Below are 21,995 nucleotides of genomic sequence, written 5' to 3'. Positions count from 1 at the left end.
AGCCTGTTAAGCCCATTGGCCTGGAAGTTGTTATGGCTAAAGACGGAAAAAAGCCAACCGCCCGAACAAGTCCCCAGTGTGCATTGGGCTTATCTAAGATTAGGAAAACTCGCGGGCTGGAATGACAGCAAACGAAGCGGAATTGTGGGCTGGGAAAGGTTATGGCAAGGATGGTTTAAACTGCAAACCATCCTTGAAGGTTACCAGCTAGCCTTGTCTCTTGAGCAAAAGATGTGATCAAGAGACAGACTCTATGGCGGGGATTTTTATTAGGCTGAAGAAAAGCTAAATAATGGGCTTAGGCATTACCCTTCACTTTCATATTCAGTGTCTTGGCAAAATCCAGCATACGCGTCAGTGGGATCAGCGCTTTAACTCTTAAGTCTTCATCCACAAAAATCTCATGGGTGGTTTTATCGCTGTCGGCGAGTGACGCTTCAATGGCCTGCAAACCGTTCATCGCCATCCAAGGACAGTGGGCACAGCTCTTACAGGTTGCGCCATTTCCGCCGGTTGGCGCTTCGATTAAAATTTTACCTGGCGCCGCCTGCTGCATTTTATAGAAAATACCGCGATCGGTTGCCACGATAAAACGCTCATTCGGCATGGTCTGCGCAGCTTTGATCAGCTGACTGGTCGAGCCAACAGCATCGGCCATCGCCACCACACTGGCTGGCGACTCAGGATGCACAAGAATCGCCGCATCTGGGTAAACGCTTTTCATATCGCGCAGCGCATTAGATTTAAACTCGTCATGAACGATACAATCGCCCTGCCACATCAACATGTCGGCGCCCGTCTGTTTGGCAATATAGCTGCCTAAATGACGGTCTGGTCCCCAAATGATCTTTTTGCCTTCGCTGTCTAAGTGCTCAACGATTTCGAGAGCAATGCTTGAGGTCACCACCCAATCGGCGCGCGCTTTAACCGCAGCCGAGGTATTGGCGTAAACCACCACAGTATGATCTGGGTGCGCGTCGCAGAAAGCGCTGAACTTATCAATCGGACAACCTAAATCCAATGAACAGGTCGCTTCAAGGGTCGGCATTAAAATGGTTTTTTCAGGGCTCAAAATCTTGGCGGTTTCGCCCATAAACTTGACCCCAGCAACGATTAAGGTTTTTGCTGGGTGATCGCGGCCAAAGCGCGCCATTTCTAAGGAGTCTGAAACGCAGCCGCCAGTCTCTTCGGCAAGGGCTTGGATTTCAGGATCGGTATAATAGTGGGCAACCAGAACGGCATCTTTTTCAATGAGCAGTTGCTTGATACGCGCCTTGTAATCGGCTTTTTGCGCATCGGACAAAGGCACTGGTTTAGGCGGAAACGGGTAATCAATGGTTTCTATTGTTGGAGCAAATGGGCTGGGGGCTAACTGACTCATAACACATCCATCAGGATAACTACGTTCGGGAATTATACGTAATCTGGATCAAAAGATTAACCCATTTGTGCAAAGCAAATAAAAAAGGACGCTTTTAGCGTCCTTTTAGCGTCAGTTATTCGTGCCAGCGGCTTAGCGCATCGCTAATAACATCTCTTGAGGCTGCTCAAGATACTGTTTCCACAGATTACAGAAGCGAGCAATCGTACCGCCATCGATCACTCTATGGTCACCTGACCAGCTCACTTGCATGATTTGGCGAGCTTCGACTTCCCCTTTCGCGTTAAAGCGCGGTAGGGTTTGCAACTTACCTAAGGCCACAATCGCCACCTCAGGTTTGTTGATAATAGGCGTCGCCACTGTGCCACCTAAGGCGCCAATGTTAGAAATAGATATAGTGCCGTCTTTCAGATCCGCTGGCGCCACGCGGCCGCTACGGGCTGCTTGGGTCAGGCGGGTGATTTCTGAGGCCACTTCTAAAATGCTCTTGTCCTGCACATCTTTGATGTTGGGCACCAAGAGACCGACTTTAGAATCCACCGCCATGCCGATATTGTGACGCGCCTTATAAGTCAGTTCAGTGCAATCCGCATTCACTTGACTGTTCATCACAGGGAACTGACTTAACGCGAGCGACATCGACTTCATGAAGAAAGGCATCATGGTCAGCTTCACTTCATCTGACGAATACTTCACTTTCATGCTTTCACGCAGTGCAACTAAGTCTGTTAAATCAAACTCTTCGCAATAGGTAAAGTGCGGAATGCTCGATACAGATTCCACCATCATGCGTGCCATCACAGCTTTTACGCCGCGAATCGGCTCAACCGTGTCAGCGCGTTGAGTCACTGTAGATGTTGGAACTTGGGTTTGAGATGTTTGAGTCGCTTGAACTGGCGCCTCTTTTACCTGAGCCACACTTGGAGCAGAAACATTGCTTGCGCCTTGTTGGAAGCGATTGATATCTTCCTTATACACACGGCCATGCTTTCCTGTACCAGGTACTTGGCTCAAATCGATATCTAACGACCGCGCCATACGGCGAACTGCGGGGCTCGCTAAGGCTTTACCTTGACGAGCAGGTTCTGCATTCACAGCCTGCGCTGCAGGTGCCGCATTGGCCACAGTATCTGTATTTGTTGTCGCCGCAGGTGCAGAAGCCGCCTGTTCAACTTCAATGGCAAATAAAGGCGCATGCACTTTGGCAAGCTGACCTTTGCGATAATGCAGTTTGGCTATTTTACCCGCTTTAATGGCAGGAATTTGCACCAACGCTTTATCTGTCATCACGTCGGCAATCGGTTGATCTTCCTCAACCCAATCACCTTCACTCACCAACCATTCAACTAGCTCACATTCAACAATGCCTTCGCCGATATCAGGTAGTAAGAATTCTTCAATGCTGACAGATGAACGGGATGACGTATCAGCAGTTGTTGCCGTCACAGGCTCAGCAGCCTTTGCGATTGTCGCAGCAGGTTCAGCCGTAACAGATTCGCCTGCGATTTCAACGGCATCTTCAATTTTTACGGCATAGAGCGGCGCATGCACTTTCGCAATATCGCCTTTGGCGTAATACAGCTTAGTGACTACGCCCGCAAAAGGCGCAGGGATTTGCACTAAGGCTTTGTCTGTCATGACATCGGCAATCGGCTGATCTTCAACGACGGTGTCGCCTTCTTTGACCAACCATTCAACCAACTCACACTCCACAACACCTTCGCCAATATCCGGCAAAATAAAATCTTTAATCATACCGGACTCCTAGAAGGTCACTGATGCTTTGATGGCTTCAAACGTTTTGAATGCATCTGGCATGTATTCTTTTTCATGAATGAGTGGGTACGGGGTATCTAAACCACAAACGCGGCTGATGGGCGACTCTAGATACAAGAAGCATTCTTGCTGAATCGTCGCCGCTATCTCACCAGCAAAACCACCGGTTAATGGCGCTTCATGGTTAACCAGCAAACGTCCGGTCTTTTTGACTGAATCGGCAACGGTATCGATATCCCAGGGTGACAAGGTGCGTAAATCGATAACTTCACAGGAGATCCCTTCTTTAGCGGCCATATCGGCGGCTTTTTCAAGGATTTCCATTTGCGCGCCCCACGCCACTAAGGTGATGTCTTTACCTTCGCGAACCACTTCAGCCTTACCCAGTTCAATTTCATAATCGCCCGCTGGCACTTCGCCAACCGATGCGCGATATAAACGCTTAGGCTCAAAGAAGATCACCGGATTTTTGTCACGGATTGACGCCAACAGCAGGCCTTTGGCTTGCTCAGGGTTGCGTGGCACAACGACTTTTAATCCCGGCGTCTGGGTAAAATAGGCTTCAGGTGATTGTGAGTGATAATGGCCGCCCGCGATACCGCCGCCATAGGGCGTACGGAACACTAATCCACCGACATCGAACTCATTACCGCTACGGTAACGGAACTTAGCAGACTCGTTGACGATTTGATCAAACGCCGGAAAGATATAATCGGCGAATTGAATTTCAGCCACGGCGGTCATGCCATTTGAGGCTAAACCATTGGCAAAACCGGCAATACCTTGCTCTGTCAGCGGGGTATTAAAGCAGCGAGCGCGACCGAATTTTTCTTGAAGACCGGAGGTGGCGCGAAATACCCCGCCAAAGTGGCCCACATCTTCACCAAAAACCACCATGCGTTCATCGGCTTGCATGGCAATCGACAAGGCCTCATTGACGGCCTGTAACATATTCATTTCAGCCACGGCTTATAGTCTCCCTGCACTTTTTGGATAGGCTTGCGGATATTTCTTGATATGTTCTTTAAGATCGGCAAGTTGCTTTTTCAGCACTGGCGTCGGCTTGTCGTACACATCTTCAATAATTTCATCCAGCATAGGCACAGGAATTTTTTCAGCCACTTTTACCGCAGCCAATACTTCTTCACGATATTTTTCATGCAGTTTCACATCATCCGCTTCAGCCAACCAACCTTTGTTGATAAGCCATAATTTGAAGCGTTTAACCGGATCGTGTTGCTGCCACTTGGCTTCTTCATCTTTCGAGCGATAACCTGAGGGATCGTCTGAAGAAGAGTGTGCGCCGAGACGGTAAGTCATGGCTTCAATCAGCACAGGCGCATTATGCTCAATCGCATAGGCACGGGCTTGCTGGGTTGCCGCTAACACGGCCAACATGTCATTGCCGTCTACACGAATGGTGTGCATGCCATAACCCACACCGCGGCTGGCAATACCGTTTCCAGCAAACTGCTCTTCAGTGGGGGTAGAAATCGCGTAGCCATTGTTACGACAGAAGAAAATCACTGGGCATTTCAGTACCGCGGCCATGTTTAGGCCAGCATGAAAATCCCCTTCCGATGCAGCGCCTTCGCCAAAATAACAAACCGCGACTTTGCGCTTACCTTGCATTTTTAAGCTGTAGCCCACACCAGTCGCCTGCGGGATTTGCGTGGCTAACGGTGAAGAAATCGTTTGATAATGCAATGCCGCACTGCCGTAATGGATTGGCATTTGTCGACCTTTACCAAGATCTTTCTCGTTACTGAACATCTGATTCATAAACTGTTCAGTGGTAAAGCCGCGATAACGCAGCGCCGCATGCTCGCGATATTGCGCGAGGATCACATCTTCTTGATCGAGTGCGGCCACACTGCCGACAATCGCCGCTTCTTCACCCGTACAGGTCATGTAGAAGCTGATGCGCCCTTGACGCTGGGCGCCAAGCATACGTTCATCAAGTACCCGAGTGAATACACAGGTATCGTAAATTTTAGTGGCTAAGGTTTCATCTATCACAGGCAAAACCGCGGTTTCATAAGTGGTGCCGTCGGCTTGTAGAATTCGAAGGATAGGAATGTGTAGCGATGCCTTATCCAAGAAGCCGACACGGTGCACTGTATCAGTGTTGAGTGTTGCTTTGCTCATATTGTGCTCTTGTTATCTCATTACGCATCAAAGCGTTTTGATGCGTCTGTTTATACGAATATGCCCGACGAACATTACGTTAACGTAAACTACCTATCAACCATTGGCATAGCTCAAACCACAAGTTATCCCTGCCACGCATGTATATATTGCTTTACAAGCCTAACGCACGTCCGCATTCACCGCAGGGATCAGGCAAATCACAGTGCGATTGCCAATAGGCACTTTGGCATTAGGGAACACGACAGACTCAAACTCATGTTCCACTTTAATTTCTTGCCCACCTTCCCGCGCTAAAACAAAGCCCTTCGGGAAAGATCTGAAGTTTTCGACATCAGTTGCGAAGGTAAATTCAAAATCATCGAAATGTTTATTGATAACGCGGCACACTTGGTACAAGTTAACCTTATCGGCATCAAATGCATCCAGCTCCAACGGCTTAGCGGTGATCAAGCGCATGAACATTTCATGGGTGGCGATAAAACGCGTCATGTCGTTCTGCCCCATGGGATACACTTTGCCAAGCTCAATGGTAAAGGCATCGGCACCGTAGCGTTCAGAGGAAAAATAGCTGAAGGTCGTGGTCGGTTCATGGTGGAAAAGTACTGTATCGACGCCGCTTGCGGCTAAAAACATAATTTGCTCGCCGCTAAAGGCGCGCCCAGGACGATAGGGATAGATAGCGAACTTTTCATGCTTCGAGGCGCGCATCGCCGTGTGCAGATCATAATGGATGCGCTGACGTTCATCGGCAACCGCAGTATAAAAACGATCGACATAGGCTTCGAGTTTTTTCGCGCGTACTCGCTCAGGGTTCACTAACCCTGGTGGATTGGAATGCTCACCACTAAAGAGACGATTCATGTTTTCGTCAATAATCCGCGTGCCGTTATTAATCGCTAATGGGTTACCAATGAGAAATAAAGTGCGCTGCTTTGCGATGATCTTTTTCTGTAGAAGTTGTTTAATTAAGCTATTGCAGAGTTCAATGGGCGCGGTCTCGTTACCGTGAACACCGCAGGAAAGCACAATATCTTTTCCTTCATTCTGTATTGGTTCGAAAACAATAACACCGGTATCCCACACTTCCACTTGAGTATGATCGCCTAAGTTAAATGAAAATTCGCCATCGAACTGTTCAGGATGGGCTAAGGTGAGCGCTAAAAAATCCTTTGAATCTAACAGAGCTTGTAACACAGAATTCTCCTTATAATGATGTGTAACAGTATTGGCGCAATAGCATAAGTACAGGCAGTAATAACCACTTAAGCATTTATCTCACCGCGGTTAGTCTCACTCGCACCTAAAAAACGGCTTCAATACTAACACATGTTTTTAGTGCTGTTCTCAGACATTTATTGCCGTAGGACCCAGTTTTAAGCGGAATGACATTCAACTAAGCTGATTGTTAAATTCTTAGGACATTCCCTAAGAATTTCCCATGATAAATATTCCAGTTTGAGGCTTGCTTTTGCACTCAAGTTTTATCACAATCCTTAGCCATCTAGACTTCTATTGGATTTAATTATGGCGTTAGCAACCTTTGGTGCCGGCTGTTTCTGGGGCGTAGAGTATTTTTTTAGACAAGTGTACGGCGTATCGAATGCCACCTGCGGCTATATGGGCGGCAATAATGCAGCGACGACCTATGAAGAAGTCAAAAAAGGCAAAACGGGCCATGCCGAAGTGGTGCAAGTGGAATTCGATCCCGCCCTTGTCAGTTATGAAGACTTGCTCGATGTATTTTGGAAAAACCACAATCCAACGAGTCTGAACATGCAAGGCGGAGATATTGGCACCCAATATCGCAGCACCATTTTCTTCCACGACCGTGAGCAAAAAGCAGCCGCAGAAGCCTCAAAGTTAGCTTTTGCCCGCTCGGGCCGTTGGGGATTACGCCATATCGTCACTGAAATAGTGCCACTTCAACAGTTCCATGTGGCTGAGGAATATCATCAAAATTACATCGATAAGAATAACTTACCGAGTTGTCATATCGAGTACTAAATACGGTCAAATCAGAATGAGATCAACTACTCACAGCTGAATTAGACACAAACAAAAACGCACTCAAATCTGAGTGCGTTTTTTATTTTGAGACGTTAGCTAAACCTACTACTGCATTAAGCGTTTAGCGCCTTATCAATTAATGCCTGCGCATCTTTAATGATCTCAGCCAAATGCTGCTCACTGATAAAACTCTCGCCGTAGATCTTAAATAACGCTTCAGTGCCCGATGGACGCGCGGCAAACCACCCATTAGCTGTGGTAACTTTGATGCCGCCAATGGCCGCATTATTGCCTGGCGCATGGGTTAACACGTTTTCGATTGTCTCACCTGCAAGCACAGTGGCATTTAAGGTGTCAGCATTGAGCAAAGCAAACTTGGCTTTGTTTTCAAGACTGATTGGGCTATCGATACGCTTATAGAAACTTTGGCCAAATTGTTTTACTAACTCTTGGTGACGTTGACCAGGGGTTTTACCTGTCACCGCAAGAATTTCTGCGGCAAGTAACCCTAAAATGAAGCCGTCTTTATCCGTACACCAAGTAGAGCCATCACGGCGTAAAAATGCCGCGCCAGCACTCTCTTCACCGCCAAAGGCGATTGTGGCTTCGGCTAAACCGTCGACAAACCACTTAAAGCCCACTGGCACTTCGAGTAACGTTTTGCCGTGGAAAGCACAGATTTTATCGATAAGCGCACTCGATACTAAGGTTTTACCTATGGCTAAGGTATCGCTCCAATCTGGTCTGTGTGTCAGTAAATAATCAATAGCGACCGCAAGATAATGATTCGGATCCATCAAACCCGTACCAGGGCAAACTATGCCGTGACGGTCATAATCGGGATCATTACCAAGGCATAAATCAAAGGATTCTTTATGGGCGAGTAACCCGGCCATCGCGTAGGGAGATGAGCAATCCATGCGGATTTTGCCGTCTTTATCCAGCGGCATAAAGCTAAAGCTTGGGTCAACTTTATCATTAACTAACGTGATATCGAGCCCATAACGCGCGGCAATCGGTGCCCAATAGAAAATCCCTGAACCACCGAGCGGGTCAACGCCGATACGCAGCTTAGCGTTGGCAATCGCCTGCATGTCGATAACATTTTCTAAATCAGCCACATAGGGCGTGATCAAATCAATGGCGTTGACATAGCCTGATGCCAGCGCTTTGGCATACGCTAATTTTTGCACGCCAGCTAACGCTTGGCGCAAGTAATCATTGGCCCGCGATTCAATCCAAGCCGTGATATTACCTTCGGCCGGTCCACCATGGGGTGGATTGTACTTGATGCCACCGTCCTGAGGAGGATTATGGGAAGGCGTAATGATCAAACCATCGGACAATGCCGCACCCGTAATATTGGCTTCGCGATTGGCGCAAATCACCCCATGGGACACCACTGGCGTTGGCGTAAATCCGTCGTTCTGTTGGATTTTCACTGTGACTTTATTTGCCGCCAGCACTTCAATTGCCGACAAATAGGCCGCATAGGATAACGCATGGGTGTCAATCCCAAGGATCAGCGGCCCATCGATATTTGCCGATTGACGGTAGTCCACCACAGCTTGGGTAATCGCCCAAATGTGTTGTTGGTTAAAACTGCCATTGAAGGCGCAGCCTCTGTGCCCAGAAGTGCCAAAGGTGACGCGTTGTTGTACGTCATCCATATTTGGCGTGATGCTGTAATAATGGCTCATCAGTTTTGGAATATTGACCAGATCCGTCTGATTAGCGATTTGTCCTGCCCTTTGATGTATTGCCACCTATGGCTCTCCTGCACTCAATTACAATTAGAAAAAGTAGAAAAATGTCGTACTAACTTGGCTCACCCGCGGATTAAACGCGCTCGGCGATGCCCGCAGCTACTGTCGCATCACAACCAAATTGCACTAAAACTTCCGATAAAATAGTGCGTTTCTTGGCGGTATTGTTGTTACTCGTTACCCAGAAACCACTTGCACCAATTTCTTTTGGGTTAGCCGAAGCACTCGCTTCGAGCAGTTGCTCCTTAGAGCGAGCAAAATACAAACGATCGCGCCCTTGGATCTGCAAAATTTGTGAGAATTGCTCTGGGGCTAATTGATACAAACTTTCGAGCAAAAACAGAAAACGACCTACTGCGCCTTTTTGCTGCGATAACTGATGTTCATCGACTAAGCGACTAAAATCATTCACTGCTGGCACTGTTTGCGCCGCGATGGGCTGAATAGGTTCAGCTTCAAGGCTCGGTTGGCTAATCGCCAAAGGCTGGGGTTGTTCGACCGCATCGACGGACAGGCCGAGTAATCGACGAAGAATGTCAGAGGCGCTCTCACCAATTCGTTCTGTTTTGCTGGCAATATGACGATAGAGCTCTTCATCTACTTCGATATATTTCATAACCTTAATTATCCTTTGTTATTCGACAGGCTTAACCGAAAAAAGTGTACCACAGCGATCGGGGCAGATCATTGCGATCTGTTACCAGTGTATCTATCTCTATCAATCTGATAAAGCGCCATTATTCTAAAAGTGCGGGAAATAGCACAGCAAACTAGCAGTTAATCGACAATTGCCGAAAAAGCACACAAGTTACTGGCCGCCCCCACTATAGAAATAGCAACTGACTTGTCAAGCCAACGGCATTAAGGGCACAATTCGCGTCACGCTAAGCTAAAAATCTCCAACAGGAATCACCATGAACTTTGTTTCTACAGGCCAAGGACCCGCAGTGCTCTTGATCCACGGCTTGTTCGGTAATCTAGATAACCTCAAAGGTCTAGGGCAAGTATTAGAAAATCAGTATCAAGTTATTCGTGTCGATGTGCCCAATCATGGTTTAAGTGAGCATTGGGATCAAATGGACTACCCTCGCCTCGCCACTGCAATGATCAGCTTGCTCGACGAACTGGCTATTGAACGCGCCCATATTGTGGGTCACTCCATGGGGGGTAAAATCGCCATGGCGACGGCGTTAGCCTTTCCTGAGCGCATTATCAGTATGGTGGCAGCCGATATCGCCCCCGTCGCCTATGAGCCAAGACACGACACAGTGTTTGCGGCATTAGAAAGCCTGCCCTTAGAAGGCCATACCGACAGACGCTTTGCCCTAAACCACTTAATTGACAATGGTATTGACGAAGCAACGGCACAATTTTTACTCAAAAATCTACAACGCACTGATACTGGTTTTCGTTGGAAAATGAACTTAAGTGGTCTAAAGGCTTGTTATCCTAATATTATTGGCTGGCAAAATCAGACACTAAATCCAGTACAAAGCTATGCTGGACCAAGTCTGTTTATTCGCGGCGGCGACTCAAATTATGTCACTAGCGAGCACAGAAGCGCTATCATGGTGCAATTCCCCGCGGCACAGGCAAAAACACTTGAAGGATGTGGTCATTGGTTGCATGCGCAAAAACCCGTCATTTTTAACCGGATCGTGTCTGAATTTATTGACAAACATTCAATGTAAATCAGCAGCAAACTCGACCGAAAGCATATGGCAGCCGCCATCTTGTTGTGATATATTCGCGCCTCTTTTGGCCTTAGAACACTCTCAAGGACTAAGAAAGTATGTTATCTCAGTACATGGAACAAATTGAAACCATCGGCCTGAACCTGTTTTTTGCCTCGATATTTTTCTTTATCGGCATGGCCATCCACGATGTGCTTAAACAAGGTAACGTGCCAAAATTTGGTCGATTTATTGTTTGGTTAGTGTTATTTCTCGGCTGCGCCGGGTTTATTGTAAAAGGTATTATCCAGATCACTTGGGAAGGCTCAGGGATCGGTTAACAATAAGAACATGGCAAAAGAAGCAACTGACAGAACCACCATTGACCTTTTTGCCAATGAAAAGCGCCGGGGCCGCCCAAGAAGTAATCCTTTGTCCCGTAGCCAACAGCTTAAGGTCAACAAACGCAATCAAATCCAGCGCGATAAAGCCAACGGATTAAAGCGAATAGAGTTAAAGGTGTCACAAGATTTGTATGACGCCTTGAATGAGCAGGCATTGGCCAGTAACATCAGCCGTAGCCAGTTAATCGAATTAATTCTTCAGCAACAAGTTGAGTGCTGAACGAGTACCAGCAAGATTAACCTAATAAGTGAACTAGACATTAAAGGATAGACAATGGCAACTGTAGGTCTTTTTTTCGGTAGCGACACAGGTAACACCGAAGCTGTAGCCAAGATGATCCAGAAAAAACTGGGTAAAAAAATGGTTGAGGTGAAAGATATCGCCAAAAGTACCAAAGAACAGATTGCAGAGTATGACTTGCTGCTGTTCGGCATCCCGACCTGGTATTACGGTGAAGCGCAATGTGACTGGGATGATTTCTTCCCTGAATTAGAGCAAATTGATTTTACTGACAAACTTGTCGCTATTTTTGGTTGTGGTGATCAAGAAGACTACGCTGAGTACTTCCTTGATGCCATGGGCATGGTTGGCGATATCGTTCAGGCCCGTGGTGGTATCATCATCGGCCACTGGCCAACTGCAAGCTACAATTTTGAAGCCTCTAAAGGTCAAGTCGATGACGACCACTTTATTGGTTTAGGTATCGATGAAGATCGCCAACCAGAGCTGACTGAAGAACGTGTTGATGCTTGGGTTAAGCAAATTTACGAAGAAATGTGTTTAGCTGAATTAGAAGATTAATTCTGTTAACCATTTGATTAAAGCGGCTTAACGCCGCTTTTTTTATGCATATATTTCTGACTTGTTGCGACTATCTACTTGTTGTAAATAAGAATAACGACATACCACACTCATGACCAACACACCCCGCTCCAATCATTGGGATATCTTTTGTACCGTCGTCGATAACTATGGCGATATTGGCGTCACTTGGCGTTTAGCAAAACAAATAGCCAATGAGTATCAGATCCCTGTTAATCTGTGGGTCGACGACCTCGCAAGCTTCTCCCATATTTTACCGACACTCGAACCACTAAAAGTCACTCAAACCTTCAATGGTGTGAATATTATTCATTGGAAAGAGCCTTTGCCTGTAGCGTTTGTCGCAGGAGCTGTGCTCATCGAAGCCTTTGCCTGTGAACTCCCTGAACAGGTAAAAGCGCAGCTGGCTTATTTACATCAGGACGCCCTAAAATCTGTACCTGTTTGGCTGAATTTAGAGTATTTAAGCGCAGAGAATTGGGTTGAAGGTTGCCATGGTTTGCCATCGTTACAAGCCAATGGTTTGAAGAAGTATTTCTACTTTCCCGGTTTTAGCGCCAAAACGGGTGGACTCATTTGCGAGCAAAATTTGTTTGCAGAGCGTGATGCTTGGCAAGCTGATACTGCCAATAAATTGCAGCTTTTTACTGATCTAGGTCTTAAGGACATTCAGGCACAAGACACTGTTATTAGCGTTTTTAGCTATGAGACCGAGGCGCTACCCGCATTATGTGAGTTATGGCAGCAATCGGTAGAAAAAATCCATGCGCTGATCCCCAAGGGGCGTAGCTTAAACAGTCTGACACATTTACTGCCCTGTGAAATTGCCGCTCTAGTGCCGGGTCAACAGATAAATCATGGCAATTTAACCCTGCACATTTTACCTATGACAGACCAACAGGGGTTTGATCGCCTGCTCTGGAGCAGTGATTTTAATATCGTGCGCGGTGAAGATTCCTTTTTACGTGCCCAATGGGCCGCAAAACCCTTCATTTGGCACATTTATCCCCAAGAAGATGATTATCACCTCGTAAAATTAGAAGCTTTTCTTAAACTTTACTGCGATAATCTGCCACCTAAAATTGCTTGTTATTGGTCTGAATTGAATCTCGCGTTCAACCAAGCACAGCAATCAGCCGTGAGCCTTCACTGGCAAAACCTTAATCCTGTTAATTTGCCCTTGTTGCATCACCATGCTAAACAATGGCCAATTAATGCATTAAATGCTGCAGATCTCGCTACTCGACTAGTTCAGTTCGTTAAAAACAGCTAAGATACTGCGCGAAAACAGAAAAATCTAAATATAGGAAATAGTGTAATGAAAACTGCTCATGAAATCCGTCCTGGTAACGTGATCATGTTAGATGGCAGCCCATGGGTTGTGCAGAAAACTGAAACAACTCGTTCTGGCCGTAACGCTGCTATCGTTAAGTTAAAGTTGAAAAACTTACTGCTTAACTCTGGTACTGAAACGACTTTCAAAGGTGAAGATAAGTTAGAAGACATCATCCTAGATCGTCTTGACTGCACATATTCTTACTTTGCAGATCCTATGTTTGTATTCATGGATGCAGAATACAACCAATACGACGTAGAAGCTGAAAACCTAGGTGATGCAGCGGCTTATATCGTTGACGGTATGGAAGAAACTTGCCAAGTGACTTTCTATGATGGCAAAGCTATCTCTGTTGAAATGCCAACCACTATCGTACGTGAAGTGATCTACACTGAGCCTTCAGCTCGTGGCGATACTTCAGGTAAAGTGATGAAGCCAGCGACTATCACTGGCGGTGGCACAGTGAGTGTTGCTGACTTCGTGAAAGTAGGCGACAAAATTGAAATCGACACTCGTACTGGTGAATTCAAGAAGCGCGTTTAATCGCCCTTTTCGTTTCCAGACGAAGAAAAGCCAGTGCTTGCACTGGCTTTTTTGTTGCTATTTTTTAGTCACTCATTTTTAAGACTCTTGAGTCATTTAAGGGGTTAAAACTTTTATAAGTAATAATTCCCTTATTCATAAAAGCGTTAGCATTGCGGCCCTAAGAAGCGTCGCTCCCAAGCCCCTATCTCACTCAAATAACTTTGGAATTCAATTTCCTTCACCGATACAAAGCCAGTGACAAAATCGTCCCCGAGTAAGCGTCGTGCCGAATCACTTTGGCGCATTTGCGTTAACGCAGCTAAAAATGTCTGCGCGAGGTCATGGCTGCTATCGTAGGCGCTCCCGGTTTCTGGTGCACTTGGCGATAATTTTTCTTCCATTCCGGCAAGGCCCGCAGCCAAAGATGCGGCAATCATCAGGTACGGATTAGCATCGGCGCCCGCAATACGATTCTCTACCCGTCTCGCCACTGGAGCACTTAATGGCACACGTAGGCCCGTGGTGCGATTATCAACGCCCCAGCTTAAATTAATCGGCGCTTGACTGCCGGAAATGTAACGTCTAAATGAATTGATATTGGGTGCAAATAACAACATTAAATCAGGTAGATACTTTTGTAATCCGCCGATATAGTGGTGAAAACGGTCAGTGTCGCTACCATCTGCATGGCTGAAAATATTATGACCTTTATCATCGACGACACTTTGATGTAAATGCATAGAACTGCCGGGTTGACCCGCTATGGGTTTCGCCATAAAAATCGCATTCAAGCCATGTTTTATGGCGATTTCTTTCGCGGCGTATTTAAACATAAAGGCTTGATCTGCAAGAGCCAGCGGATCGCCATGCACTAAGTTAATTTCATATTGTGATAGCCCCATTTCATGGATCCAAGTATCACCTTTAATCCCAATCGCATCGATAGCGGCATTAAACTCATCCCAAAATGGTGCGAGTTCATTGAGCATATTCATGCTAAACGCGGATTGACCATTTTCAGCTCGGCCACTTTTTGAAATGGGTGCCTGATACGGCACACTCGGATCGGTATTGGCTTCAGTCAGATAAAACTCAATCTCAGGGGCCACCACGGGCGTTAACCCAAGGGCTTGGTAACGGGCCAACACATTTTTTAACATAGAGCGCGGCGCAAATGGACATAAATTGCCATCCAGTAATACGCAATCATGGATGGCAAATGCGCGCGGCACTGTGCTCCATGGGACCATGTTGAGAGTGCTGTAATCGGGGACGAGTAAAAGATCAGGATCAGCATCAGGGAAAACAGTATCGTAGGAATACTCACCGGTAATCGCTTGCATCGAAATCGCTTGGGCAATACGTAATTCAGCACCCTGAGCAAAACTTCGGGCTGGCATAAGCTTTCCCCTTGGATAGCCTGAAATATCAGGGAATAAACATTCGACATCACGTATTGTGCCGTGCTCGAAAAACGCAGTAAGAAGAGTTGAGTCCATTTGATTCGTTTGCCACTAATGTTGAAAATAATGCCCTGAAGGTTGCAAAGTATAATCAGGCTTTGATTTGAAAAGCTACATGGCGACGATGAAATATGTAAAATATAAATGACAATTCCGTAAAATATAATTTGACATCAGTTGAAAATCTTCATTTAGCAGTGTAATCGTGTTTATTCTAATTCAAGCCTCATCACTCTTTACTCACCCTTTACTCACTCTAGCCGCCTAACCCCATTACGGCAGACATAAAAAAACCAGCCGTAGCTGGTTTCTTATATTAATCGTGACAGAAGTTATGCAATCACAATAAAGCCGATAAATGCTATTACTGCTGCGATAAGTGCATAAGGTAACTGAGTCACAGCATGGCTCACTAAGTTACAACCTGAGCCTTGGGCGGCCAATACGGTTGAATCTGAGTAGAAGCACGCTTGACTACCAAATGATGATGCAGACAATAAGGCCCCAATGACTAATGGGATGTCCGCCCCAACCGCTTGCGCTAATGGCATCACGATAGGAATCGTCACGGCAAATATACCCCAGCTCGAACCTGTGGCAAACGCGAGTATAGCCATAGATAAAAACACTACCGCAGGCAGCAATTTAGGTGTCATAAATGGGCTTAATGACTCAATGACATACTGCGGCAGTAACAACTGATCGCACACATCCTTAAACACAAACGCCGCAATCACAGTGCTAATGGCTGGTAGCATGCTTTTAAAGCCATCGATCATTTGGTCCATCATCTCTGAAAATGGCATCAAACGCTGCACTGCATAATAAGGAATCGTGATAACTAAGGTCGCCAGCAAGCCTTTCCACACGTCGATATCAAAGTACACGGTAAAGGCAACTAACAAACCAATAGGCACTAAAAAGTTATGCAGTTTGCCCTGATTATCGGCGTGCTTAAATTCCTCTTCTATGGCTTTAACCGCATATTCATCCGAAGTTTGCACTTGGTCGAAATCCACTTGCGCTTCAGCGGGTTCACCTTGGGCAGCGCGCAGCTGCGCAGTCTTCATTGGACCAATGGCGGGCACAATACCTAATGCGACAAGTAGCACCATAGCCACAGCTAACCAAGCATAAAGCATGTAAGGAATGGCTTGCATATAAACTGCAATGCCTTGACCTTCGGCTGCCACACCGTTATCCACCAGTAATCCACCAAAAAATACCGCCCAAGTCGATAATGGCACTAACACGCACACGGGCGCGGCGGTGGAGTCCACGACATAGGCGAGCATTTCACGGGACACTTTAAATTTATCCGTTACACGCTTCATGGTTTCACCCACGGTCAACGCATTGAGATAGTCATCGATAAAAATCACGATCCCAAGGATAAAAGTCATTAATAGGGAAGATTTAGGTCCTTTCGCCAATTTAAGTGCATTGCGGCCAAACGCTAATGCGCCGCCAGTTCGTACTAAAAGTGCGATGAGCGCGCCAAAACCACCACACACCAGAATCAACCAACCTATGGTTTCATCGGCCATAACCTTCAATGACACACTAGCAAAATTGTTTAAGACTTGACTGGGATCGAGTAACAGGAAACCGGTTACCGCACCTATGATCAAAGATAAAATAGGACGGCGTAACCAAATAGCTAACACCAATACCACCAAAGGTGGAATGAGACTTAACGCTGTCGGTTCAGACATGCACTTAGGTCCTCTAAATAAATCGCCTAAAAGGCAAATGGTTTTAGAATAACGCCTGAAATCAACACGATTCAGAACGTCAACACAGCTGCTTCATGATGACTAACCCTGAAGATAAAACCCGCGAATTGCTTGCTATCTAAGGTGCCTTGCCAAAAACATCGCGCAGAAAATAAAGCGCATCGAATATTGAGTCAACTATAAATTTAACTTGATAGAAAATAAATTTAATTCCCGCGAGACGATTTTACATAACCGTATAATCTAGAAGACTTTTAACGCCATTGTAACTTAAACATTTATGATCTTCTTAGCTTAATAAGCATTCAATAAATATGCCTAATTATCACAAAATAAAATGCCGCTTGCATAAGTTTACCTTATCAAAAATCTGTGATTAAAAATCAACCATTAAGTATCAGCTAAAATACATTTTCTTCTGTCACGATTGATATAGCTAATATAGAGAAATTAAATATGGGTCAGCTAATGAAAACGCATTTTTCATCTTTCGAAATGAAAAAACATAAACAAGATTCCCCTACCAACCCAATAGATAAACAATCTTAAAATCACGCCAATATCAGAACATAAAACTTGTGCAGATTTCTTTAATCGACTGTTAAAGCATATTTAACTGAGGGGTGTTTATAAAAAAAGCGCAATTCTGTGCTTATCCCCCCTTTCATCTGCAATGAAATTTCGTTATGGTGCGCTAACTTAAGCCAAAACTTTATGCATGTTCCGAGGTGTAAATGCGCCCTATCATCAAATCCAACAAGCTGGATACCGTTTGCTATGACATCCGCGGCCCAGTGCACAAGGAAGCCAGACGTTTAGAAGACGAGGGGCATCGAATCCTCAAACTCAACATTGGTAATCCGGCCCCCTTCGGTTTCGAAGCGCCTGAAGAAATTGTGCGCGATGTGATCCTCAATTTACCCAGTGCCCAAGGCTACTGTGAGTCAAAAGGATTATTCTCTGCCCGTAAGGCCATAGTGCAGCATTATCAAGCCCAAGGGATTTTTGGTGTCGATATCGAAGATATCTATATAGGCAACGGCGTTTCAGAACTCATTATGATGGCAATGCAAGGCTTGCTAAATACCGATGATGAGATCTTAATCCCCTCTCCAGACTATCCCCTGTGGACGGCTGCGGCGAATCTCGCGGGCGGCAAGGCTGTGCATTATCGCTGTGATGAAGAAGCGGACTGGTTCCCCGATCTCAACGACATTAAAAGTAAAATTTCATCACGTACCCGCGGCATAGTGCTGATTAACCCGAACAATCCAACCGGAGCGGTATACAGCAGAGAATTACTGCTGCAAGTGGTTGAACTGTGTCGTCAACATGATCTGATCCTTTTTGCCGATGAAATTTACGATAAAATTTTATACGACGAAGCCAAGCATATTCCTGCTGCGGGTCTATCAGATGATATTTTAACTGTTACTTTTAACGGTTTATCAAAGGCTTATCGTGCAGCAGGATTTCGTGTTGGTTGGATGATGTTATCTGGCAATCTTAAGGCTGCTAAAAGTTACATCGAAGGCTTAGAGATGCTGTCCTCGATGCGCCTCTGTGCAAACGTGCCCAATCAACATGCGATTCAAACCGCGCTCGGCGGTTATCAGAGTATTAACGAGCTTATTTTGCCTAATGGCCGCCTCACAGTCCAAAGGGATGCCTGTTACGAATTACTTAACCAAATTCCAGGTGTGAGCGTTAAAAAACCAAAGGGCGCACTCTATGCCTTCCCGAAACTGGATATGAAGAAATTCAACCTAAGGGATGATGAGCGTTTAGTGCTGGATTTGCTCAGAGAAAAGAAAATCCTGTTAGTCCATGGCAGCGCCTTTAACTGGCCTGAGCCCGATCATTTGCGAGTGGTTTTCTTGCCCTATAAAGAAGATCTGAAAAAAGCATTTACCGAGTTTGGTGCCTTCCTCGAAAACTATCGACAGTAAAATATCCCTTTAACGGTTTGAGACATAAAGCGATCCTAGCGGTCGCTTTATTTTTAGCTATTTCTTTAAATCCTCTACGCTCATGCTCACATGTCATCCAAGGCTGTGATAATCTAAGACTTCACTAGCGTCAATACTGCCTACTCACTCGTTTCATGTCTTCCATTGCAGCTTGTCGCCTTCCGATTTCATTCTTTAGCAGGAAAACTATGAGTCATTTATTTGCGCATTTAGCTCGCATGAAACTTATCCAACGCTGGCCTTTGATGTACAACGTTCGCACTGAAAATGTTCAAGAACACTCGCTGCAAGTTGCCATGGTGGCCCATGCACTGGTGATCATCAGTAATAAGAAATTCGGCACGACGCTCGATCCCCATCAAGCCACGAGTCTGGCGATTTTTCACGATGCCAGTGAAATTCTCACGGGTGACTTACCGACGCCGGTAAAATACTTCAATAAAGAAATTGAAGCCGAGTATAAAAAGATTGAGGCGATTGCCGAGCAGCGCATGTTAGATATGGTACCTGAGGAATTTAAAGAAGATTATCGCAGTCTGTTCATCAGCGATTACGCCGATCCCGTTTACAAGACCATAGTGAAATCGGCTGATACTCTGTGTGCCTATCTTAAATGCCTTGAGGAAAACCGCGCTGGCAACAGTGAATTCAATACCGCCCGTAAGCGTCTCGAAGACATGCTGGCGACAAATCCAGATCCCGCAGTACAGTATTTTATAAGCTGCTTTGTGCCCAGTTTCACCTTGAATTTAGACGAAATTAACAAGATGCTTTGATTTTCCACTCTCGCTAGGAATGCATATGACTTCAAGTGTTTGGCAAGAACGCCGTCATGGTGAAGATAAACAACGGCGCTTTGATCACCGCAGCCCTTACCAAAGAGACAGGGCGCGTATTCTCCACTCGGCCGCCTTTCGCCGCCTCCAGGCCAAAACGCAAGTGCTTGGCGTTGGCATGAATGACTTCTATCGCACCCGATTAACCCACTCACTCGAAGTCTCGCAAATTGGTACCGGCATAGCTGCTCAGCTCAGGCGCAAATATCCACAACATAAACAACTGCTTTGCTCTATGAGCTTATTAGAGTCCCTGTGTTTAGCCCACGATATTGGTCATCCTCCCTTCGGCCATGGCGGTGAAGTCGCATTGAATTATATGATGCGCGACCACGGCGGCTTTGAAGGCAATGGCCAAACCTTTCGTATTTTATCGAAACTTGAGCCCTACACTTTAGATTTTGGGATGAACTTATGTCGGCGTACCATGCTCGGGATTTTAAAATACCCAGCGCCGCACTCGAAGCTATTTGTCGCGGGTGAACATAATGAAATCACCAACCACAGACAGTTAAAACCGTCACAATGGCCGCCGGTTAAGGGCATTTTCGACGATGATAACGACATCTTCGCTTGGGTGCTTGAGCCTTTGTCTGAGGCGGATAGCCGTCGTTTTACCTCGACGCAGCAAGGTTCACACCCCGCCCTGCACCACTATCCACATCTGCGAACCCAGTTTAAATCCTTCGATTGCTCGATTATGGAACTGGCAGATGACATCGCCTATGCGGTGCACGATCTCGAAGATGCGATTGTGATGGGCATAGTCACAGCGTCCCAGTGGCATCAAGATGTGGCGCCGACACTGACGAACAGCAGTGATGCTTGGATAAAACAAGAGCTGGCAGATATTGGCAACAAGCTGTTTTCACATGAGCATCACCTACGTAAAGATGCCATAGGCACACTCGTTAATGGCTTTGTCACCGCTATTGTTATCTCAGAAGATGACGTGTTCGAAGAGCCATTATTGCGCTTTAATGCAACATTAGAGCCCGAATTTGCCATTGCACTCAATGTGCTCAAGCAACTGGTTTATAAATACGTGATCCGTAAACCTGAGATCCAAATGCTCGAATATAAGGGCCAGCAGATTGTGATGGGATTATTCGAAGCCTTCGCTTCCGATCCCGAGCGTTTACTGCCACTGAACACCCAAGAGCGCTGGCGTGAAAGTGAGCAACAAGGTTTAAACAGTCACAGAGTGTTGGCGGACTATATTTCGGGGATGACAGATGAGTTTGCAGGCAGACTGTATCAACAGCTATTTAGCCCCAAAGCGGGCTCGAATGTGGAGCTGAGTAAGGAAATGTAGGCAAGTAATCATTTCGCAGCCCGACTTTCTATAAATCCAGACAGTTTGTAAATGCTCGTGTTACTGTAAAAAACAGACTTTCTACAGAGTCAGCTATCGCAGCCGTTCTTTATCAAAATGCGAAAAATAAAAGACAAAAAACCACCTCGCGGTGGTTTTTTATTTTGTCACTATTTTAAGCTCGATTTATAAAGCGCCAATGGCATCTTTACAAAGTTGAGTGATACGATCCCAATCGCCGTGTTCCATTGCATCCGTTGGCGCAATCCAACTACCACCAATACAATCGACGTTTTTCAGCGCTAAATAATCTTTATAGCTGCTTGGCGTAATGCCACCTGTTGGGCAGAAGCGAATATCCGCTAGCGGACCCGAGAAGGCTTTAAGGGCATCGACACCACCCGAGGCTTCGGCTGGGAAGAATTTAAAGTGGGTGTAACCGAGCGCCATCCCCGTCATCACTTCTGAAATGCTCGCAACCCCTGGAATTAAAGGGATTGGACCATGCATACCCGCTTTGAGCAGTTCAACCGTCGCGCCTGGGGTAATAATAAACTGCGCACCCGCGGCAATCGCAAGATCAAGCTGAGCTTCGTTTAGGATAGTCCCTGCGCCCACTAAGGCCTCAGGCACTTCTTTAGCGATTTTAGTGATAGCTTCGAGTGCACAAGGCGTACGCAAAGTCACTTCTAACACGCTAATGCCGCCGGCAACCAGTGCTCGCGCTAATGGCACCGCATGTTCAATCTTGTTAATCACCATAACAGGAACAATAGGGCTGCGTTTAAAAATATCTTGTGGCTGTAGTGACCAGTTATTCTCAAGCATTGCGT

20 protein-coding genes and 1 pseudogene are annotated in these 21,995 nt (G+C 46.1%); 11 read left to right on the top strand and 10 right to left on the bottom strand.

The window, feature by feature from the left end; all coding sequences use genetic code 11:
• Positions 1–237: pseudogene (locus L5M18_RS01900) on the top strand (IS4 family transposase); the annotation flags it as partial.
• A gap of 61 nt (positions 238–298) precedes the next feature.
• On the opposite strand, the gene nadA reads toward L5M18_RS01900, so the two are convergent.
• The 5 genes from nadA to astE all read right to left on the bottom strand — a co-directional run bounded on the left by nadA (position 299) and on the right by astE (position 6,502).
• Entirely contained in the window at positions 299–1,381 is a 1,083-nt protein-coding gene (gene nadA, locus L5M18_RS01895) for a quinolinate synthase NadA (RefSeq protein ID WP_028759980.1), read from the bottom strand.
• A gap of 132 nt (positions 1,382–1,513) precedes the next feature.
• Positions 1,514–3,136, bottom strand: coding sequence for a dihydrolipoyllysine-residue acetyltransferase (locus tag L5M18_RS01890; protein ID WP_263195819.1), 1,623 nt, complete (start codon positions 3,134–3,136; stop codon positions 1,514–1,516).
• Between the two features lie 9 nt (positions 3,137–3,145).
• Positions 3,146–4,123 (bottom strand): alpha-ketoacid dehydrogenase subunit beta, encoded by a 978-nt coding sequence (locus L5M18_RS01885; RefSeq protein WP_028759982.1) that lies wholly within the window; start codon positions 4,121–4,123, stop codon positions 3,146–3,148.
• Positions 4,124–4,126: 3 nt separating this feature from the next.
• The gene (locus tag L5M18_RS01880; protein WP_006081586.1) at positions 4,127–5,305 is read right to left on the bottom strand and encodes a thiamine pyrophosphate-dependent dehydrogenase E1 component subunit alpha; all 1,179 of its coding nucleotides are present in this window, start codon (positions 5,303–5,305) and stop codon (positions 4,127–4,129) included.
• Between the two features lie 162 nt (positions 5,306–5,467).
• Complete coding sequence (gene astE / locus L5M18_RS01875; RefSeq protein WP_263195818.1) at positions 5,468–6,502, bottom strand: succinylglutamate desuccinylase; 1,035 nt, start codon at positions 6,500–6,502, stop codon at positions 5,468–5,470.
• 330 nt (positions 6,503–6,832) lie between these two features.
• On the opposite strand from astE, the gene msrA reads away from it, so the two are divergent.
• Positions 6,833–7,312 carry a peptide-methionine (S)-S-oxide reductase MsrA gene (gene msrA, locus L5M18_RS01870; protein WP_263195817.1) on the top strand — a complete coding sequence of 160 codons (480 nt, stop codon included), beginning with the start codon at positions 6,833–6,835 and terminating at the stop codon, positions 7,310–7,312.
• Between the two features lie 116 nt (positions 7,313–7,428).
• On the opposite strand, the gene pgm is transcribed toward msrA, so the two are convergent.
• Together pgm and seqA are read right to left on the bottom strand one after the other, a co-directional pair.
• Positions 7,429–9,081: a phosphoglucomutase (alpha-D-glucose-1,6-bisphosphate-dependent) gene (gene pgm / locus L5M18_RS01865; RefSeq protein ID WP_263195816.1), complete on the bottom strand. Its 1,653-nt coding sequence runs from the start codon at positions 9,079–9,081 to the stop codon at positions 7,429–7,431.
• 73 nt (positions 9,082–9,154) lie between these two features.
• A complete protein-coding gene (gene seqA, locus L5M18_RS01860) occupies positions 9,155–9,697 on the bottom strand; it encodes a replication initiation negative regulator SeqA (protein WP_198573466.1) in 543 nt (180 codons plus the stop codon).
• Positions 9,698–9,995: 298 nt separating this feature from the next.
• Here seqA and L5M18_RS01855 point away from each other — a divergent pair, with 298 nt between their 5' ends.
• From L5M18_RS01855 to efp, 6 genes are all read left to right on the top strand, one after another.
• Positions 9,996–10,772 carry an alpha/beta fold hydrolase gene (locus L5M18_RS01855; protein ID WP_263195815.1) on the top strand — a complete coding sequence of 259 codons (777 nt, stop codon included), beginning with the start codon at positions 9,996–9,998 and terminating at the stop codon, positions 10,770–10,772.
• Between the two features lie 101 nt (positions 10,773–10,873).
• Positions 10,874–11,095: a DUF2788 domain-containing protein gene (locus tag L5M18_RS01850; RefSeq protein ID WP_006081578.1), complete on the top strand. Its 222-nt coding sequence runs from the start codon at positions 10,874–10,876 to the stop codon at positions 11,093–11,095.
• A 10-nt stretch (positions 11,096–11,105) separates the two neighbouring features.
• The gene (ybfE, locus tag L5M18_RS01845) at positions 11,106–11,378 is read left to right on the top strand and encodes a LexA regulated protein (RefSeq protein WP_006081577.1); all 273 of its coding nucleotides are present in this window, start codon (positions 11,106–11,108) and stop codon (positions 11,376–11,378) included.
• A 54-nt stretch (positions 11,379–11,432) separates the two neighbouring features.
• Positions 11,433–11,960, top strand: coding sequence for a flavodoxin FldA (gene fldA / locus L5M18_RS01840; protein ID WP_006081576.1), 528 nt, complete (start codon positions 11,433–11,435; stop codon positions 11,958–11,960).
• A 112-nt stretch (positions 11,961–12,072) separates the two neighbouring features.
• Complete coding sequence (gene earP, locus L5M18_RS01835; protein WP_263195814.1) at positions 12,073–13,254, top strand: elongation factor P maturation arginine rhamnosyltransferase EarP; 1,182 nt, start codon at positions 12,073–12,075, stop codon at positions 13,252–13,254.
• 45 nt (positions 13,255–13,299) lie between these two features.
• Positions 13,300–13,860 (top strand): elongation factor P, encoded by a 561-nt coding sequence (efp, locus tag L5M18_RS01830; protein ID WP_105252465.1) that lies wholly within the window; start codon positions 13,300–13,302, stop codon positions 13,858–13,860.
• Positions 13,861–14,006: 146 nt separating this feature from the next.
• Here efp and L5M18_RS01825 read toward each other — a convergent pair whose 3' ends face one another.
• Positions 14,007–15,341: a glutamine synthetase family protein gene (locus L5M18_RS01825; protein WP_317629890.1), complete on the bottom strand. Its 1,335-nt coding sequence runs from the start codon at positions 15,339–15,341 to the stop codon at positions 14,007–14,009.
• A gap of 296 nt (positions 15,342–15,637) precedes the next feature.
• The gene (locus tag L5M18_RS01820) at positions 15,638–17,020 is read right to left on the bottom strand and encodes a Na+/H+ antiporter NhaC family protein (protein WP_113939692.1); all 1,383 of its coding nucleotides are present in this window, start codon (positions 17,018–17,020) and stop codon (positions 15,638–15,640) included.
• A gap of 755 nt (positions 17,021–17,775) precedes the next feature.
• Here L5M18_RS01820 and L5M18_RS01815 point away from each other — a divergent pair.
• The 3 genes from L5M18_RS01815 to L5M18_RS01805 all read left to right on the top strand — a co-directional run bounded on the left by L5M18_RS01815 (position 17,776) and on the right by L5M18_RS01805 (position 21,162).
• Positions 17,776–18,990 (top strand): pyridoxal phosphate-dependent aminotransferase, encoded by a 1,215-nt coding sequence (locus L5M18_RS01815; protein ID WP_131524175.1) that lies wholly within the window; start codon positions 17,776–17,778, stop codon positions 18,988–18,990.
• 209 nt (positions 18,991–19,199) lie between these two features.
• Positions 19,200–19,787, top strand: coding sequence for a 5'-deoxynucleotidase (gene yfbR / locus L5M18_RS01810; RefSeq protein ID WP_173244950.1), 588 nt, complete (start codon positions 19,200–19,202; stop codon positions 19,785–19,787).
• A 25-nt stretch (positions 19,788–19,812) separates the two neighbouring features.
• Positions 19,813–21,162, top strand: a complete 1,350-nt coding sequence (locus L5M18_RS01805; RefSeq protein WP_173244953.1) for an anti-phage deoxyguanosine triphosphatase — start codon at positions 19,813–19,815, stop codon at positions 21,160–21,162.
• Positions 21,163–21,348: 186 nt separating this feature from the next.
• Here L5M18_RS01805 and L5M18_RS01800 read toward each other — a convergent pair whose 3' ends face one another.
• The gene (locus L5M18_RS01800) at positions 21,349–21,990 is read right to left on the bottom strand and encodes a bifunctional 4-hydroxy-2-oxoglutarate aldolase/2-dehydro-3-deoxy-phosphogluconate aldolase (protein ID WP_028759995.1); all 642 of its coding nucleotides are present in this window, start codon (positions 21,988–21,990) and stop codon (positions 21,349–21,351) included.
• Positions 21,991–21,995: the final 5 nt, after the last annotated feature.

This window comes from Shewanella sp. SM20, assembly GCF_025654545.1.
Lineage (GTDB): Bacteria > Pseudomonadota > Gammaproteobacteria > Enterobacterales > Shewanellaceae > Shewanella > Shewanella oncorhynchi.
The sequence above is the reverse complement of the archived record's forward strand: the minus strand, read 5'-3'. Positions and strand labels throughout refer to the sequence as shown.

What these genes read in the sequence shown, in the direction of transcription:
- fldA (WP_006081576.1), top strand. Translation starts at nt 11,433, where the DNA reads ATGGCAACTGTAGGTCTTTTTTTCGGTAGCGACACAGGTAACACCGAA.
- seqA (WP_198573466.1), bottom strand. Translation starts at nt 9,697, where the DNA reads ATGAAATATATCGAAGTAGATGAAGAGCTCTATCGTCATATTGCCAGC.
- L5M18_RS01815 (WP_131524175.1), top strand. Translation starts at nt 17,776, where the DNA reads ATGCGCCCTATCATCAAATCCAACAAGCTGGATACCGTTTGCTATGAC.
- yfbR (WP_173244950.1), top strand. Translation starts at nt 19,200, where the DNA reads ATGAGTCATTTATTTGCGCATTTAGCTCGCATGAAACTTATCCAACGC.
- L5M18_RS01825 (WP_317629890.1), bottom strand. Translation starts at nt 15,341, where the DNA reads ATGGACTCAACTCTTCTTACTGCGTTTTTCGAGCACGGCACAATACGT.
- msrA (WP_263195817.1), top strand. Translation starts at nt 6,833, where the DNA reads ATGGCGTTAGCAACCTTTGGTGCCGGCTGTTTCTGGGGCGTAGAGTAT.
- L5M18_RS01880 (WP_006081586.1), bottom strand. Translation starts at nt 5,305, where the DNA reads ATGAGCAAAGCAACACTCAACACTGATACAGTGCACCGTGTCGGCTTC.
- earP (WP_263195814.1), top strand. Translation starts at nt 12,073, where the DNA reads ATGACCAACACACCCCGCTCCAATCATTGGGATATCTTTTGTACCGTC.
- L5M18_RS01855 (WP_263195815.1), top strand. Translation starts at nt 9,996, where the DNA reads ATGAACTTTGTTTCTACAGGCCAAGGACCCGCAGTGCTCTTGATCCAC.
- ybfE (WP_006081577.1), top strand. Translation starts at nt 11,106, where the DNA reads ATGGCAAAAGAAGCAACTGACAGAACCACCATTGACCTTTTTGCCAAT.
- L5M18_RS01800 (WP_028759995.1), bottom strand. Translation starts at nt 21,990, where the DNA reads ATGCTTGAGAATAACTGGTCACTACAGCCACAAGATATTTTTAAACGC.
- L5M18_RS01850 (WP_006081578.1), top strand. Translation starts at nt 10,874, where the DNA reads ATGTTATCTCAGTACATGGAACAAATTGAAACCATCGGCCTGAACCTG.
- nadA (WP_028759980.1), bottom strand. Translation starts at nt 1,381, where the DNA reads ATGAGTCAGTTAGCCCCCAGCCCATTTGCTCCAACAATAGAAACCATT.
- L5M18_RS01805 (WP_173244953.1), top strand. Translation starts at nt 19,813, where the DNA reads ATGACTTCAAGTGTTTGGCAAGAACGCCGTCATGGTGAAGATAAACAA.
- L5M18_RS01820 (WP_113939692.1), bottom strand. Translation starts at nt 17,020, where the DNA reads ATGTCTGAACCGACAGCGTTAAGTCTCATTCCACCTTTGGTGGTATTG.
- L5M18_RS01890 (WP_263195819.1), bottom strand. Translation starts at nt 3,136, where the DNA reads ATGATTAAAGATTTTATTTTGCCGGATATTGGCGAAGGTGTTGTGGAG.
- efp (WP_105252465.1), top strand. Translation starts at nt 13,300, where the DNA reads ATGAAAACTGCTCATGAAATCCGTCCTGGTAACGTGATCATGTTAGAT.